This is a genomic window from Undibacterium sp. Ji49W (genome assembly GCF_049340205.1).
GTDB lineage: Bacteria > Pseudomonadota > Gammaproteobacteria > Burkholderiales > Burkholderiaceae_D > Undibacterium.
In genome coordinates, this window is record NZ_JBMPOW010000006.1 from 61,107 (window position 1) to 76,637 (window position 15,531).

General features: G+C 49.9%; 14 protein-coding genes and 1 tRNA gene. 8 read left to right on the forward strand and 7 right to left on the reverse strand.

The window, feature by feature from the left end; translation table 11 throughout:
• Window positions 1–22: 22 nt before the first annotated feature.
• The 4 genes from ACO0LK_RS09025 to ACO0LK_RS09040 all read right to left on the reverse strand — a co-directional run bounded on the left by ACO0LK_RS09025 (window position 23) and on the right by ACO0LK_RS09040 (window position 4,377).
• Entirely contained in the window at window positions 23–2,317 is a 2,295-nt protein-coding gene (locus tag ACO0LK_RS09025) for a RelA/SpoT family protein (RefSeq protein WP_422974240.1), read from the reverse strand.
• Window positions 2,318–2,400: 83 nt separating this feature from the next.
• Window positions 2,401–2,604, reverse strand: a complete 204-nt coding sequence (gene rpoZ, locus ACO0LK_RS09030; RefSeq protein WP_186946559.1) for a DNA-directed RNA polymerase subunit omega — start codon at window positions 2,602–2,604, stop codon at window positions 2,401–2,403.
• A gap of 73 nt (window positions 2,605–2,677) precedes the next feature.
• A complete protein-coding gene (gene gmk / locus ACO0LK_RS09035) occupies window positions 2,678–3,322 on the reverse strand; it encodes a guanylate kinase (RefSeq protein WP_422974242.1) in 645 nt (214 codons plus the stop codon).
• A gap of 152 nt (window positions 3,323–3,474) precedes the next feature.
• A complete protein-coding gene (locus ACO0LK_RS09040; RefSeq protein ID WP_422974579.1) occupies window positions 3,475–4,377 on the reverse strand; it encodes a YicC/YloC family endoribonuclease in 903 nt (300 codons plus the stop codon).
• A 142-nt stretch (window positions 4,378–4,519) separates the two neighbouring features.
• Here ACO0LK_RS09040 and ACO0LK_RS09045 point away from each other — a divergent pair, with 142 nt between their 5' ends.
• The 8 genes from ACO0LK_RS09045 (at window position 4,520) to ACO0LK_RS09080 (ending at window position 12,771) form a co-directional block, all read left to right on the forward strand.
• The gene (locus ACO0LK_RS09045; RefSeq protein WP_422974244.1) at window positions 4,520–5,530 is read left to right on the forward strand and encodes a serine/threonine protein kinase; all 1,011 of its coding nucleotides are present in this window, start codon (window positions 4,520–4,522) and stop codon (window positions 5,528–5,530) included.
• Window positions 5,531–5,631: 101 nt separating this feature from the next.
• Entirely contained in the window at window positions 5,632–6,567 is a 936-nt protein-coding gene (locus ACO0LK_RS09050) for a PP2C family protein-serine/threonine phosphatase (protein WP_186946556.1), read from the forward strand.
• Between the two features lie 5 nt (window positions 6,568–6,572).
• On the forward strand, window positions 6,573–7,310 hold the full coding sequence (gene rph / locus ACO0LK_RS09055) for a ribonuclease PH (RefSeq protein WP_422974247.1): 738 nt from the start codon (window positions 6,573–6,575) through the stop codon (window positions 7,308–7,310).
• Between the two features lie 13 nt (window positions 7,311–7,323).
• Window positions 7,324–7,908 (forward strand): RdgB/HAM1 family non-canonical purine NTP pyrophosphatase, encoded by a 585-nt coding sequence (gene rdgB, locus ACO0LK_RS09060; RefSeq protein ID WP_422974249.1) that lies wholly within the window; start codon window positions 7,324–7,326, stop codon window positions 7,906–7,908.
• Window positions 7,905–9,164, forward strand: a complete 1,260-nt coding sequence (gene hemW, locus ACO0LK_RS09065; protein ID WP_422974251.1) for a radical SAM family heme chaperone HemW — start codon at window positions 7,905–7,907, stop codon at window positions 9,162–9,164. The genes rdgB and hemW overlap by 4 nt, the downstream gene beginning before the upstream one ends.
• A 264-nt stretch (window positions 9,165–9,428) precedes the next feature.
• Window positions 9,429–10,619 (forward strand): EAL and HDOD domain-containing protein, encoded by a 1,191-nt coding sequence (locus tag ACO0LK_RS09070; protein ID WP_422974253.1) that lies wholly within the window; start codon window positions 9,429–9,431, stop codon window positions 10,617–10,619.
• A gap of 2 nt (window positions 10,620–10,621) precedes the next feature.
• The gene (locus ACO0LK_RS09075; RefSeq protein WP_422974255.1) at window positions 10,622–12,640 is read left to right on the forward strand and encodes a putative bifunctional diguanylate cyclase/phosphodiesterase; all 2,019 of its coding nucleotides are present in this window, start codon (window positions 10,622–10,624) and stop codon (window positions 12,638–12,640) included.
• Between the two features lie 41 nt (window positions 12,641–12,681).
• Window positions 12,682–12,771 (forward strand) — tRNA-Ser (locus tag ACO0LK_RS09080).
• Between the two features lie 536 nt (window positions 12,772–13,307).
• Here the strand turns inward: ACO0LK_RS09080 and ACO0LK_RS09085 are convergent.
• The 3 genes from ACO0LK_RS09085 to ACO0LK_RS09095 form a co-directional block, all read right to left on the reverse strand.
• Complete coding sequence (locus ACO0LK_RS09085) at window positions 13,308–13,790, reverse strand: hypothetical protein (protein ID WP_422974257.1); 483 nt, start codon at window positions 13,788–13,790, stop codon at window positions 13,308–13,310.
• Window positions 13,791–13,857: 67 nt separating this feature from the next.
• Window positions 13,858–14,022, reverse strand: coding sequence for a transposase (locus tag ACO0LK_RS09090; RefSeq protein ID WP_422974259.1), 165 nt, complete (start codon window positions 14,020–14,022; stop codon window positions 13,858–13,860).
• 612 nt (window positions 14,023–14,634) lie between these two features.
• Window positions 14,635–15,120, reverse strand: a complete 486-nt coding sequence (locus ACO0LK_RS09095) for a hypothetical protein (protein WP_422974260.1) — start codon at window positions 15,118–15,120, stop codon at window positions 14,635–14,637.
• Window positions 15,121–15,531: the final 411 nt, after the last annotated feature.

The window sequence follows — 15,531 nt, forward strand, 5'->3', positions numbered from 1 at the left end:
CTGCTGAGGAGGCCCAGGTAGCTTAGCCGTGTTCTCTGACAATGCGCGTGACACCGGTCAGGTGTTTAATATTGCGCATGATTTTGGCAAGGTGGGTGCGACCTTCTATCTGTATTGTGAAATGGATATTGGTCATGTCATTGGCATCGCCGTCTTCCATGTTGACATGACTGATATTGGCATCGGATTCGCCGATTTCGGCAGCGATGCGTGCCAGGGCGCCGCGTTCATTGGTGACGGTGACCGCAATGCGGCAATCAAAGCGACGGTTCAGGTCTTCACCCCAATTAACGTCTATCCAGCGGTCCGGTTCCTTGATGTGAAGGCGCTTGGCGTGTTCACAATCATCGGTATGTACGACCAGACCCTGATCGCGTTTCAACTGGCCAACAATGCCATCGCCGGGAATAGGCAGGCAACACGCTGCCAGTTGTACCGACAGACCTTCGCTGCCATAAATGATGACAGGGTCACGTTTATTGGCCATCTTGTCGCCATACTGCTGGAAAGGAATGGAAGGGGAATCATCCTCAACCAGATCCAGAATGTGTCTGGCAACCAGCGAGGCCATGCGCTTGCCTATGCCGATGTCGGTATGAATTTCATCCAGTGACTTGGCACTGGATTCATTGAGTAGTTTATCGATCAGTGGCTGTGGCAGATCGGGGTTCAGGTTCACTGACAGCAATGCCTGCGCCAGCAACTGTTTGCCCAGTTCGGTCGATTCATTCAGGTTGATGGTGCGCAGGTAATGCCGGATCGCCGACCTCGCCTTGCCTGTGCGCACATAGGTCAGCCAGTTCGGCGTAGGGCGCGAATTGGGCGAAGTAATGATTTCAACGATGTCGCCATTCTTTAATTCTGAACGCAGCGGTACAGGTTCATGATTGATGCGGGTGGCGATGGCCTGGTCACCGATATCGGTATGAATGGTGTAGGCAAAATCCAAAGCGGTTGCGCCGCGGGGCAGCGCAATAATTTTGGATTTTGGGGTGAATACATAGACGGAATCAGGAAACAGGTCGATTTTGACGTGTTCCAGGAATTCAGCCGAATCACCGGTTTGTTTCTGGATATCCAGCAGTGATTGCAGCCAGGCATGTGTGCGTTGTTGCAGGTCAGTCAGGCTGCCTTCTTCATTCTTGTACAGCCAGTGTGCGGCAACGCCGGATTCGGCCACATGATGCATGTCGCGGGTGCGGATCTGGAATTCGACTGGCGTGCCATACGGGCCGATCAGGGTGGTGTGCAAGGACTGGTAACCATTCGTCTTGGGGATGGCGATATAGTCCTTGAACTTGCCTGGCATGGGCTTGTACAGGGCGTGCAGGCTGCCCAGTGCGTAATAACTCTCACGCAGGTCGGTTACAACGATGCGAAAGCCATATACATCCAGTACCTGGGAAAAACTCAGGTGTTTGTCATGCATCTTGCGATAGATGCCGTACAGCGTCTTTTCGCGCCCATAGACTTCGGCCTTGATGCCAGAGTCTGCGAGGGTGGACTTGACTGCTTCCATGATCTTGTTGACCACTTCGCGGCGATTGCCGCGCGCTGCCTTGACTGCTTTGGACAGGGTGCGGTAACGCATGGGGTATAAATGCGAAAACGCCAGGTCCTGCAACTCACGATAAATATTATTTAAACCAAGACGGTGCGCGATAGGCACATACACATCCATGGTTTCGCGCGAGATACGGCGTTTTTTCTCGGGCGACATGACGCCCAGGGTACGCATATTGTGCAGGCGGTCAGCCAGTTTGACCAGGATGACGCGGACGTCGCGGGCCATCGCCAGCAACATCTTGCGGAAATTCTCTGCCTGGGCTTCGATCTGGCTTTGGAATTCAATTTTTTCCAGCTTGGACAAGCCATCCACCAGAGTCGCCACCGGTGCGCCAAAGCGTTCTATCAATTCCTCTTTTTTGACGTCCTGATCTTCCATGACGTCATGCAGCAGTGCCGCCATGATGGCCTGCACGTCCAGTTTCCATTCAGCGCAGATTTCTGCAACAGCAATGGGATGGGAAATATAGGGTTCGCCCGACTTGCGCACTTGTCCCAGATGCATTTCATCTGAAAAGCGATAAGCTTCCTTGACCAGCTTCAATTCGCTGGCAGACATGTATTCACCGATGCGATTGGTCAGCGCGGTGATGGATGCTACACCTGTGCTATTGGCAGGCACGCGCAAGCCGCTCAGGTCGTCGAGTGGCGAAGCATGTTTTGCGGGAATGGCGCGCGCAGGAGGAAGCACGACTGATGCTGATTCGGCCGGTTTGATTTCCAGAGATGAATAACTGTCATTAAGGTTCATTCTGAGTGGTCCCGGCCGATGAATACTGGCTTGATATGAGCGTGTTGGATTACGATATCAATAAATCTATCGTAGAACGACGCTTAAACAGGTACCTTCTTCAACATTTCAATACCGATTTTGCCTTCAGCGATTTCGCGCAGGGCGATCACGGTAGGTTTGTCCTTGGAGTCTACTTTTGGCGTATGGCCTTGCAGCAATTGGCGGGCACGGTAAGTAGCACACAGGGTCAACTGGAAGCGGTTAGGGATTTGTTTCAGAGCGTCTTCAATGGTGATACGTGCCATGTTTTTTTCCTAAATACTAAATTATTTACAAAATACTAAAAAATGCCAATGCTGCCAAGTGGGGTTTTGCGAATTAATTCGGATTGGCGTGAATGCCAAGCTGGGCAAATAGCTCGTAATGGCGAGTTGCCTGTTGTGCAAATCGGCAGCGCGTTGCTTTCACGATTGCATTTAATTCTGACAAGGCTATCGCAAAGTCTTGATTAATAATAACATATTCGAACTCAGGAGAGTGTGCCATTTCACCGCCCGCAGCCAAAATGCGCTTGGTAATCACATGCGGTTCATCCTGGCCGCGTTTTTTCAGGCGTTCTTCCAGCGCCGGAATCGATGGCGGCAAGATAAAAATGCCGACAGCACCGGGAAATTGCTTTCTGACCTGTTGCGCGCCTTGCCAGTCAATTTCCAGCAAGACATCGGTGCCAGAACGCATCTGGTCTTCAATAATGATGCGTGACGTACCATAATAATTGCCATGCACTTCCGCCGATTCCAGGAATTCGCCTTGCGCCTTACGGGCCAGAAAGTCTTCTGCCGTAGTGAAATGATACTCACGACCATTCTGTTCGCCTGGTCGTGGCTGCCGTGTGGTGTACGAAATCGACAACTTGATCGCCGGTTCCTGAGCGAGCAGGGCATTCACCAGGGTCGATTTGCCCGCACCAGAAGGCGCGGCGACCACGAAAAGACTGCCGGCAGTCGAAGTATTGGCTTGCATGGGTCGGTCCTCCGGTGTGGTTAATTCTGGTCAATAACTAAGCGTTTGATGTTCAAGAAACAGGCATGAAAGCGCTGTCTGCCTTGCTTGCTACCCGCTTGCTATTATTTCCCAGAGAAAATAGTGGCGGGAGTATAAGCAAATGTGCCTGCTTATTCAAGGTTTTGCACTTGCTCGCGCATCTGTTCTATCAATAATTTTAATTCCATCGAAGCATCCGACAGTTCTTTTGAAGCCGCCTTGGAACCCAGGGTGTTGGCTTCGCGGTTCAGCTCTTGCATCATGAAATCGAGTCGTTTGCCGACCTGTCCACCTTTTTTCAGGATATGCCGGGTTTCGGTCAGATGGGCAGACAGGCGTGCCAGTTCTTCGGCCACATCGACACGGATGCCATACACGGTCACTTCCTGACGGATACGGTCGAGCGCTTCTTCGCGAGTGATGGTCTGGCCGGCATTGGACCCGCCTGACTGCAAGGCCAGCCCTAGTGCTTCTTCCAGCCTGGTGGTGGCTTTTTGCTGGAATTGCTGCACAATTTGCGGCATCAGCGGCGTAATGCGGGTGACAATTTCTTCCATGGCCGTGATACGGCTGATCAATACCTGCTCCAGTGCGGCGCCTTCACGTTCACGGCTGGTGACAAAAGCTTCCAGCGTTTTGTTGATGGTATCGTTGATGGCGGTCTGCAAAAACTCGGCATTGATTTCACCTTCTTCAATCACGCCCGGCCAGCGCAGGATTTCATTGGTGGTGAGGGGCGCGGCTTCAGGGAACCGGGATTTCAGCGTCGTCTGGAAAATGGACAATTGCTCCAGCAGGCTGGCATTGAGCGATTTATGATTGGTTTCTGCGACTTTTTTACCAAAACTGAAGCGGCACTCGACCTTGCCACGGGCTAGTTTGCGTGTCAGCGCTTCCCGGAACTGTGATTCGACCGCACGAAATTCATCGTTGATCCTGAATTGCAGGTCCAAAAAGCGCGAATTGACACTTTTAATCTCTATGGTAATGGTGCCAGCATCGGTTTCATTGGTGCTGGTGGCGTAGCCAGTCATGCTAAAAATGCTCAAAGTATTTCCTCTAAAAGGGATGAACTGTGTATAAGATTGGCAAAATTGCGCAATAGACACTAGGATATTCTTTACAAATACCGCAATAATCAACACAATCCGTTTTGTAAAGTGAATTGGAAGATTGATGGCCGCACAAAATAACGCACCTCTACCAGATGGACTGGAAATTGCCGGATACCGCATTGTAAAGAAAATTGCGTCCGGTGGCTTCAGTATTGTATACCTGGCTTCTGATGAAGACGGCAATGCCGTCGCCATTAAAGAGTATTTGCCAAGTTCACTCGCCTTGCGTCAGCAGGGCGAGCTGGTACCTGCGATCTCGAATGAGAATTTGCCGATTTATCGCATAGGCCTGAAATGTTTTTTTGAAGAAGGCCGTGCACTGGCCCGCATTTCTCACCCCAATGTGGTGAGTGTTATCAATTTTTTCCGGGCGAACGAAACGGTTTATATGGTAATGGCCTATGAATCGGGGCGTTCGCTGCAAGAGCATATCTTGCGTCGCCGCGACAAGGGTGAAAAACCGCTGGTGTCAGAACGCTTTATCCGACGCATGTTCAATCAGGTCATGAATGGCTTGCGTGAGGTGCACACCAATAAGCTGCTGCATCTGGATTTAAAACCGGCCAATATTTACCTGCGCCTGGATGGTACGCCGATTCTGCTCGATTTTGGCGCTGCCCGGCAAACCCTGAAAACAGATATACCCAAGTTGTACCCTATGTACACGCCAGGCTTTGCGGCACCAGAGTTATATCAAAAAAATGGTAACCTTGGGCCCTGGACTGATATTTACAGCATAGGTGCTTCGATATTTGCCTGTATGGTCGGTGCGCCGCCACAACCGTCTGACCAGCGCAAGACCAATGACAAGATGGAAGGGCATTACCGTAAGCTGGAAGGTTTATACTCAAGCGAATTGATCGAGGTGGTACGCTGGTGTCTGCAACTGGATTCGCTGGAGCGTCCGCAAAGCGTGTTTGCCCTGCAAAAAGCATTGGCAATACAGGCGCAGCCACAGCGGGAACTGACTTTCATGGAAAAAATTCGCTTGAAGATAACCACTTTCATCAATGGCAAAAGAAAAAAAGTAGAAAGCGACCATACAACAATTCAAGAGAGTACCTTGAATTAGGTTGCATTTTTATAAATGGTGACGTCTTTGACGCCACTTTTTGTGCCAATGAACAGAAGTTCCCATTAACTGAATTAAATCAGAATTAACTTTTATATCACATGCGTTTTTCCGTTTATCAAGAAAGTCATATTGGTGGCCGTAAGGTCAACCAGGATCGAATGGGGTATAGCTTCACTCGCGATTCGATTTTGCTCTTGCTGGCGGATGGCATGGGTGGTCATATCATGGGCGAAATGGCCGCTGCCATTGCCATGCAGACCATAGGCAATCTCTTCCAGCAGCAGGCGCACCCGATGATAGGGCGCCCGGAGCGGTTTATGGAAGACAGTTTTTTGGCTGCGCATCAAGAGATACATCGTTATCGCGCCATCAACAACTTGCCGGAAACCCCGCGTACCACCATCGTCGCCTGCCTGATCCAGAATGGTTATGCCTACTGGGCGCATTGCGGTGATTCGCGTTTGTACTGGATACGTCAGGGGCAGATTCTGCTTCGTACCAAAGACCATTCACGTCTGGAAACCTTGATTGCCCAAGGCAAGGTTGATCCGGCAGAGCGCCATACCCATCCCGACCGCAACAAATTGTTCAATTGCCTGGGTGCGCCGAATGCACCTATCGTTGAATTGTCGCGCCGTGCAGTCTTGCAGCCAGGTGATTTGCTGTTGCTGTGCTCCGATGGCCTGTGGTCGGTATTGCCCGACCATATGCTGGCACAGCGCCTGCATGACCATACCATCGTGCGGGCCGTGCCTGAACTGATACGCTCTGCCGTCGATATTGCCGGCAAGCAGAGTGACAATGTCACCGCCCTGGCCATGATGTGGGAAGGTGATGACAGGATGGATAATTCCACCATCATCTCCACCAATACGCTGCCCATCGGTTCTGTCACGACCACCATACAGGCGCCTATGGATGCCGAAGTGGAAACCAGCGATGGTGACGTCTTCAATGACGCCGAAATAGAAAAGGCTATTGCCGAAATCCGCAACGCGATACACAAATCGTCACGCATTACTTCTAAAAACTAAAATACATGTCAAATACATTTCGCCCTAGCGGGCGTACAGCGGACGCATTGCGTCCGGTTGTCATCAGCCGCCATTTCACCAAGCATGCAGAAGGCTCGGTCCTGATCGAGTTTGGTGACACCCGCGTTATCTGTACCGCCAGCATCGAAGACAAGGTGCCCGGCTTTTTAAAAGGTAAGGGCCAGGGCTGGTTGACTGCTGAATACGGCATGCTGCCACGTTCCACCCACAGCCGCATGGACCGCGAAGCAGCCAAGGGAAAACAATCTGGCCGCACCCAGGAAATCCAGCGTTTGATAGGCCGTTCATTGCGCGCTGCTTTTGATCTGGAAGCATTTGGTGAACGCACGCTGCATATTGATTGTGATGTCATCCAGGCAGATGGCGGCACGCGTACTGCTTCGATCACCGGTGCCATGGTGGCAGCGTATGATGCGTTTTCAAAACTGGTTGAGCGTGGGCTTATCGCGCGTGTGCCAGTCAAGCATTTTGTCGCTGCGATTTCGGTTGGTGTGTATCATGCCCACCCTGTACTGGATCTGGATTATCTTGAAGATTCGCAATGCGATACCGACATGAATGTGGTCATGACAGAAAACGGTCATTTTGTCGAAGTGCAGGGCACTGCCGAAGGCGAAACCTTCGATCGTGTCACCATGAATCAGTTGCTGGATCTGGCGCAGGAAGGCATCAACGACCTGATCGCCTTGCAAAAACAGGTGCTGGGCTTGCAGGCGAGCTGAAGAGGGTAGCGCTATGAACAAAAAAATCGTCCTGGCATCGAATAATCAGGGCAAGTTGAAAGAGTTTTACCAGATACTTGCCCCGCTGGGTATCACGCTGTGCTCGCAATCAGAATTTCAGGTGCCGGAAGCAGAGGAGCCTTATCCCAGCTTTGTAGAAAATGCCCTGACCAAGGCCAGGCATGCATCGCGCCTGACGGGCCTGCCTGCGCTGGCAGATGATTCCGGTATCTGCGTGAATGCCCTCAACGGTGCTCCTGGTGTGATTTCTGCCCGTTATTCAGGTGAACCCAAATCCGACCTGCGGAATAATCAAAAACTGATTGCTGATTTGGCTGGTATTGCTGACAAGTCAGCCTATTATTATTGTGTGCTGGTGTTTGTGCGTTCTGAATTTGACCCGCAGCCAGTGATTGCTGATGGCGTCTGGGCAGGGGAGCTGATTGCTGATGCCCGTGGTGAAAACGGTTTTGGCTATGACCCGCACTTTTTCTTGCCCAGCCTTGGCAAGACCGTGGCCGAACTGTCGGCAGAGCAAAAAAATCAGTTATCCCATCGTGGGCAGGCTTTGCGTGCCCTGGTTGAAAAACTCAGATGATACCGATCAAGCCTATTCCGGCAACACCTGCAGTTCAAGCAGCTAAACGCGATTTATCGGCGGTGCCACAAAACGTGGCCAGCCAATTCTTGTCGCCGGGCAGCCTTAACCTGACGCAATTGCCACCGCTGTCGCTGTATATACATTTTCCGTGGTGCGTTAAAAAATGCCCTTACTGCGATTTCAATTCGCATGAAGTGCGTGGCAGCTTTGATGAGCAGGCGTATCTGGATGCGTTGCGGGCTGATCTTGAAATGGCCTTGCCCCTGATCTGGGGCCGCAAGATATACACCATCTTCATTGGCGGTGGCACCCCCAGCCTGATGTCGGCAGCCGGGTTGGACCGGTTGTTGTCAGACGTACGCACCCTGTTGCCACTCGATGGTGCGGCTGAAATCACCATGGAAGCCAATCCTGGGACCTTTGAAGCAGAAAAATTCCGTTCCTACCGCCAGAGCGGCATCAACCGCTTGTCCATCGGCATACAAAGCTTTAATTCGCGCCACCTGGCAGCGCTGGGCCGCATCCATGATGGTGACGAGGCACGTCGCGCCATTGATATCGCCAGGGCAAATTTTGATAATTTCAATCTGGACCTGATGTTTGCCTTGCCCGGCCAGACCCTGGAAGAGGTCAGGCAAGACGTGGAAACTGCCATCGCTTTTGCGCCACCGCATTTGTCCCTGTACCACCTGACGCTGGAACCAAATACCTATTTCGCCAAATACCCGCCAGCCATACCGGATGACGACCTCAGTGCCGAAATGCAGGACCTTATCCATGCCAATATGGCCGCTGCCGGCTATGGTAATTACGAAGTGTCAGCCTATGCCCAGGCAAAACGCGAATCGCGACATAACCTGAATTACTGGAACTTTGGCGATTACCTCGGCATAGGCGCAGGTGCACATTCCAAGCTGTCATTTCCGCACCGTGTGGTCAGGCAGGCACGCTACAAGCAGCCGAAAGCCTATATGGATGCCGTGGCAAGTGGCAATGCAGTGCAGGAATCCGCTGAAATCCAGCCGGATGAAATGGGTTTTGAATTTATGCTGAATGCCTTGCGCCTGCAAGGCGGGTTTAACGTCAACCTGTTCCAGGAACGTACCGGCATGCTGCTCAATACCATTGAGAGCGAGTTGCTTGAAGCAGAAAAGAAGGGCTTGCTATACCGCGATCACCAGACCATCTCGCCCACGCCTTTGGGCAAATTGTTCTTAAATGATCTGCAACAGATTTTCTTGAAAACTACCTGAAGCTGACAGGTACATCATCCATCAATTTTGTAAAATGCTTATGCATTTCGTCAACAGTTTGTCATTCATGCATATCTTGCAGTGAAGCATTTTTACGACACCTGCTTAAGCAGATAGCAAGTTCTGGTCTGGTTTTTAAAGGAAACAGGCTGTCCTGCCGTTAATAGTCGAAATACCTCATGTGTTGCATTAAATTGTGTTGCAATTGGTAAATTCTCAAATTAATATCTGTAACAATTTTTGATCCAAATTGCGCTTCCACCTATGACACAAAACCGAGGAATTGGCACATTTTTGCCAGTCATGAACGGCAAGCAGCAACTACAGGCATTACAAGCTGATTTTGGTGATATGCCTGTGGGAGAAGTGTTTTCAATTCTTCAGTTCTTGAACGAAAGTGAATTCTTTTCCAGGCTAAGCCCCATTTCATTGCTGGTAAAAATCAGTGATGTTGCCCAGATCCCTGTCGATCTGGACACGCGCCTGCCTGTCGCAAGGCTGAAACTGTGTGTGCCAGAGACGCATGCCAGCGATAAAGAGATACAACTCAGGTTAAAGCATTTTTCTTCACTGGGCGTTGCTGTGCTGCTGGATGATTTTAACGCCAGTTGTGACCCCGCCTGGGAAGGTGCCAGACACCTTGCGGTGGATTGCCACGCTGCCATACCAGCCCAGGTCAAACCCTGGTTGGGGCGCCTGCATACTGGCATACACCTCGCAAAAAACCTGTCCAGCGCTGTTATGCAAGAGCAGGCCGACGAGGCAGGTTTCAAATGGTTTGCTGGCGACTATGCGTTTAATCCGCCCGCCAGCAACAAGGCCGCCGATGCCAGCGCCAGAACGCGTTTGCTGAAGCTGTTGGGCCTTGTCGCCAGGGACGCAGAATCGCGTGAACTGGAAGAGCTCTTTAAACAAGATACTACGCTGTCTTTCATGCTGTTTAAACTGGTTAGTTCAGCCGCCTTTGCGCAGGCCGTGCGCGTATCCAGTTTTGGCCAGGCCATCAACCTGTTGGGCCGACGGCAGTTGCAACGATGGCTGCAATTGCTGTTATATGCACGCCAGCACGACAATGGTGGTGGCTTGAACCCCTTGATGCCACGCGCTGCCTTTCGCGCCAGCCTGATGGAAGCTATCTGCCACAAGCAGGGCGGCAACAAAGACCAACTGGATTGCGCCTTCATGGTTGGCATGTTTTCATTGCTGGACAAACTCTTTGGCAACCCGCTGGCAGAAGTGCTGCAACCGCTGAATTTGCATACTGATGTGTTGGATGCCTTGCTGCACAAATCCGGACAACTGGGCAAATGCCTGGACCTGGTAGAGCGGGCTGACCGTGCGTATGCCCATTTCGACATGACGTTGCTTGGCGAAACCGGACTCAAGCCAGACGAGTATTATGACTGCGTGATCTCTGCCTATGCATGGGTCAACCAAGTTTGCCAGGACATGTGACCATGAGCATGCCGTCTGCGATCAACGAACTGGAAATCGGTGTCAGCCTGAGCGAGGCAGTCTTGTGCCTGCAAGATGAAGCGCTGGATGCAGAATTGAATCGTATCGCCAGTGCCATTTTTAACGATGCCAATGCTGCCTTCAAACGTGGCTTGCACGATCCAGGGCAGATGCCGGACGCCATTCATTGTGCAGCCACTGCCGAAAGTTATTACGTGCTGTCCGGTAAAATGGGACGCATCAATCAAGCCGACATACAAAAGCTGAACATCCTGGCTGCACTGACGGCCAGACTGTTTTCACGCCGCGCTTTGCTGGACAAGCAATACCAGGCATCCGCCCAGGCACAACTACAGCAGACCCAGATACTGGATCAGATTCATGAATCCGTCATTACCATGGATCTGGCAGGTTTCATCATCAGCTGGAACCGTGGTGCAGAAAAACTCTTCGGTTATGACGCGCATGAAGTCATCGGCAAGAACATTCTTTTTCTGTATGACGACGAAGATCATGATGACCTCAAGCTGTACGACAGTTTTTTGGAGCAGGGTGGGCGCGAGATGGAAGTGCGCCGCAAAAAGAAATCCGGCGAAGTATTCTGGGCCAGCCTGAACCTGTCACCCTTGTGCGACAGCCATGGCATGCCCATAGGCATCATCGGCTATTTAAGCGACATTACTGCACGCAAAGCGGCCGAAGACAAAATCAATTACCTGGCCTATTACGATGCCCTGACCAACCTGCCTAACCGCAGCCTGTTCAAACAACTGGTGGACAATGCCCTGTTGCAATCACAGCGCAATAACACCAGCGCCGCCATTATCTTTATTGACCTGAACCGCTTCAAGCTCATCAATGACACCCTGGGTCATGAAATAGGCAATGAACTGCTGCGCCAGGTTTCTTCACGGTTTTTGACTACCCTGCGTGAAAACGACATCGTCGCCCGCCTGGGCAGTGACGAATTTGCGATTGCCCTGCTGGATATTAACCAGCATTTCCATGCCAGCCTGGTAGTGCAAAAGCTGCTGCACGCGCTGGAGAATGCGTTTGTCGTGGAAGGGCATGAACTGCGGGTAGGTGCCAGCATCGGCCTTAGCGTTTTCCCTCAAGATGGCGCTGGTGCAGACATACTGCTTCAAAAAGCAGATATCGCCATGGTGAAAGCCAAGCGCAGTGCCGGCAACGTATCCGGCAGCTTTTTGTTTTACAGCGACAACATGAACCAGAGCATAGCTGGCAGGCTGTATCTGGAATCTGCCATGCGCAAGGCGCTGGAAAACCAGGAATTTTATCTGGTATACCAACCCAAGGTAGACTTGGCCAGCGGCAAAATCATCGGCGTTGAAGCACTGCTGCGCTGGCATCATCCAGAAAAAGGTTACATCTCACCAGTAGAGTTCATCCCCGTTGCCGAAGAAACCGGCCTGATCCTGCAAATTGATGAATGGGTGCTGGAAACCGCCTGCGCCCAGGCCAAAGCCTGGCAAGACAGCGGCATTGCACCTTTCCGCATTGCCGTGAATGTGTCAGCGAGAGAATTTACCAATAACCTGCCCGTGCGTGTTAAAGAAGCCTTGCAGCACCATCAGATATCACCCCAGTGGCTGGAACTGGAAATCACCGAAGGCATGCTCATGCACAGCTCGGAAAGCGTCATCGCCATCATGGAACAAATCACCGCACAAGACGTGGTGCTGGCGCTGGACGACTTTGGCACCGGTTATTCCAGCCTGTCATACCTCAAACGTTTCCCTATTGAAACGCTAAAAATCGACCGTTCTTTCATACAAAGCATACCCACCGACCCCAACGATTGCGCCATCGCCAGCGCCATCATCCTCATGGCCAAACAGTTACACCATAAAGTCATCGCAGAAGGTGTAGAAACCCGCGAACAACTCGATTTTTTGATCAAAGCTGGCTGTGACGAGGTACAGGGCTACCTGTATTCCAAACCCGTCAGCCCGGAACAAATCATCAGCCTGCTGGACAAGAATTTTCATACAGAAATTTGAGCCTTGTTGAACAGGCATAATCAGGGTATAATTGGTGGCTCGGAAGCTTGGCAGAGCGGTTGAATGCACCAGTCTTGAAAACTGGCGAGGTGTTATAGCCTTCGTGAGTTCGAATCTCACAGCTTCCGCCACGGAATACGAAAAAGCCCTTGATTATCAAGGGCTTTTTCTTTTCGTGCTTTCGTCAGCATGCCATTTGTGCCATTAATTGTTGGCTAGCATTGGAACGGTCTGGAAGCATCTACAACTCTAAATTACAGATTAATGTACTAGCAAATCGCACGCAGGATTATGCATTTACCGAAACATTTCTCAAATTGTTTTTGTCTTGTGTTCATATTCTTCATCTAATTCTGCCTCAGTTTCCAACCTAACCCAACGCTGAAGTTTCTCGCTCTTAAGCCAATCTGGAACACCATCTTTATCAAACGACGGGGTATCACATTCACGTATGTAAACCGTTTTGGATTCGTCAGCAATCCGCCCCCCCTGAATATACGACCACCAATATTTAGGTCACGAATCCGATGCGCGAATGGGATGTCATATTCGCTGGGTAATGGAATACTGAATTGATCGATAGCATTCAATAGCGCTTTTTCATTGCTATTTTCCAAATACAACTCCCATGCTTTCTTGAGTTCAGTTATAGCTGCGGTGTATAAAGTTAGAGTGAGGAGCGCCGCGCGGCTTCATCGCTCGGCGTCTCTTCGGCTGTTAAGTTAGGAGCACTTTGGCTTCGTTTGCGGGAAGTGCCCGCGGCAAAACCAGCAAGCACGACGCTCCCAAGCCAGAGGTAGTAGCCGAATAGCACCTCGTATTTATAGCTACCTGAACTGCCTACTGGAATAGTTCCGTTAAGCAGGAAGGTAAGAGCCATCATAATCGCCAATATTGAAGCCCCGAGGGCGGCATTGTAATTTTTACTCTCAAACTTAGACCAGGAAAACCAAAGTAATGGATTGGCTAACCACGAGAAGTGCCCTCCGAATAGTCCTATCGGACCCAACAAAAGCGCTGCCCAACCATAGTAGACGCCTGCCTCGGCATAGCCAATAACAGGGTGATATGCAGGCGTCACCAAACAAATAAAATAGAGAACAAGACTCAGCATTGCAAGGAGGCGTGGTGAAATTTTATTTGTTTGCATTGTCTACGTGCGTCCTAACTTCGAATAGGGTGGAAAAAATTCCGTCTAACCTAGGGGCTGTTAACATTCAATAAATCCAAAGGTAAGCAAATACAAGATTGATGAAGGAAAGGAAGTTTCTATCCAATTTTTCATACCGTGTTGCAAGCCTGCGGAATTGCTTTATGCGATTGAAAAAACGTTCAACAACGTTTCTATCTTTGTATAAGTGGCGGTCATATTCACGCTGCACCAGCTCGCGTAGGCGCGATTAGTGAAACGTAATCGCACGCATGTCGATGCTGAAAAATATCAATAACCACAACTGAATCATGCGTGCGAATACGCTGGGCTATTCACGCCTAAGCGGGCTGGAAAACCATTCGATGCTAGCTTGCATTTGGCTTGACAGGAATAACAGTATCTACGCGCTCTATTTATAAAACAAACCAATTGATCCCATAATTAATGAGAATATAAATCCCAATGTCGCCACAATAACCGTGACTTTGGGCGACATTTTTTTGTACTTAAACCAAAGCAATCCATAGAAAAATAAAGATGTAATTAATGCTGAAAAAAAGAAAAAAAACTTATTGGACTCCATTTTAAGCCTCTGTGAAATTGCAAAGAGCAGGGACAGATCTGACATTTATGCATTCTCAACCCGTCGAGCGATTACGCGAAGCTATTCGTACCTACGCTTACTTCCACTTTCAAAAAATTGGTTGCAGCCCAGGCACGACTGGGTGATAGGGTATCCACTGTTGGATTTAGCGAGCGCAATATATATTTGTATAGCTTGGGTGAAAGACCTTCCAAATTCATCCCAGAAAGATATTTTTCTTCGTCGGTCATTGCGATACTACTCATCGTCTGTATAGAGCAGACAACTCATGTGCTTATCATCGATCGCGCAGAAAAAAAGTTCCGTGGTATGACCAAACATAGTGTTCCAGCTGAATGACCTATAGTTGCCCTTAAAATGGAAATTAACAAAAGTACGTGGTTTATGAAAATCCTTTAGGAAATCCATCGCAATTTTTTCTAGATATTCATCTGAATATTTCTGAGACGAATACATAGACATTTCATTTTGCAGCAAAAAAATAAGGTTGGGTATTCGTTTAGGCTCATCAATTTCATGCAAAATTTGAGGATGAATTGCAATACGTGTTTCCCCGAGAGCGTTGAGTTGTTGAATCGCTTGCTTGTTACCAAATATAGATGCGATTGATGAGGCGGTTTTTTCTCCAGTATTGTTGGCAAAATATTCGATTGCCAAATACCCATCGAACCATAACGCTTTGTATTCATCAAGAGTTGCCTTAAATGAGGCTGGTATTTTCAAGTAATCGTTCCTAATTTAATCTCTGATGCGTTTCGGCGGTTAACTTTGTACGAATACGCGGGGAACCATAGAATCTATTCGTGCCTACGCGGGCTACATCTGACATTCACACATTTCAATCCCGTTGGGCGATTAGGCGCTGCTTGTCGACCTTACTTGGGCTTCGGAGTCAGGCTGGTCGCTTCGCCATACCCATCCTGCAGAATGCAAGTCGCATCGTGTGACAACCCAGCTATCAATGATCATTTCAAGTCCAGTCGCGCCGCAAGTCTCACAGATTGCCAGACTTCGCTCAGCCACATCGTCTAAGTAGTCGGTGAACGCCGTGTCGTTGTGTGGAGCAAGATCAAATCTTAATGCCCCCCATTTTTGGAACGCACACGTTATCGAGATATGTGGAGGTAAATTTTC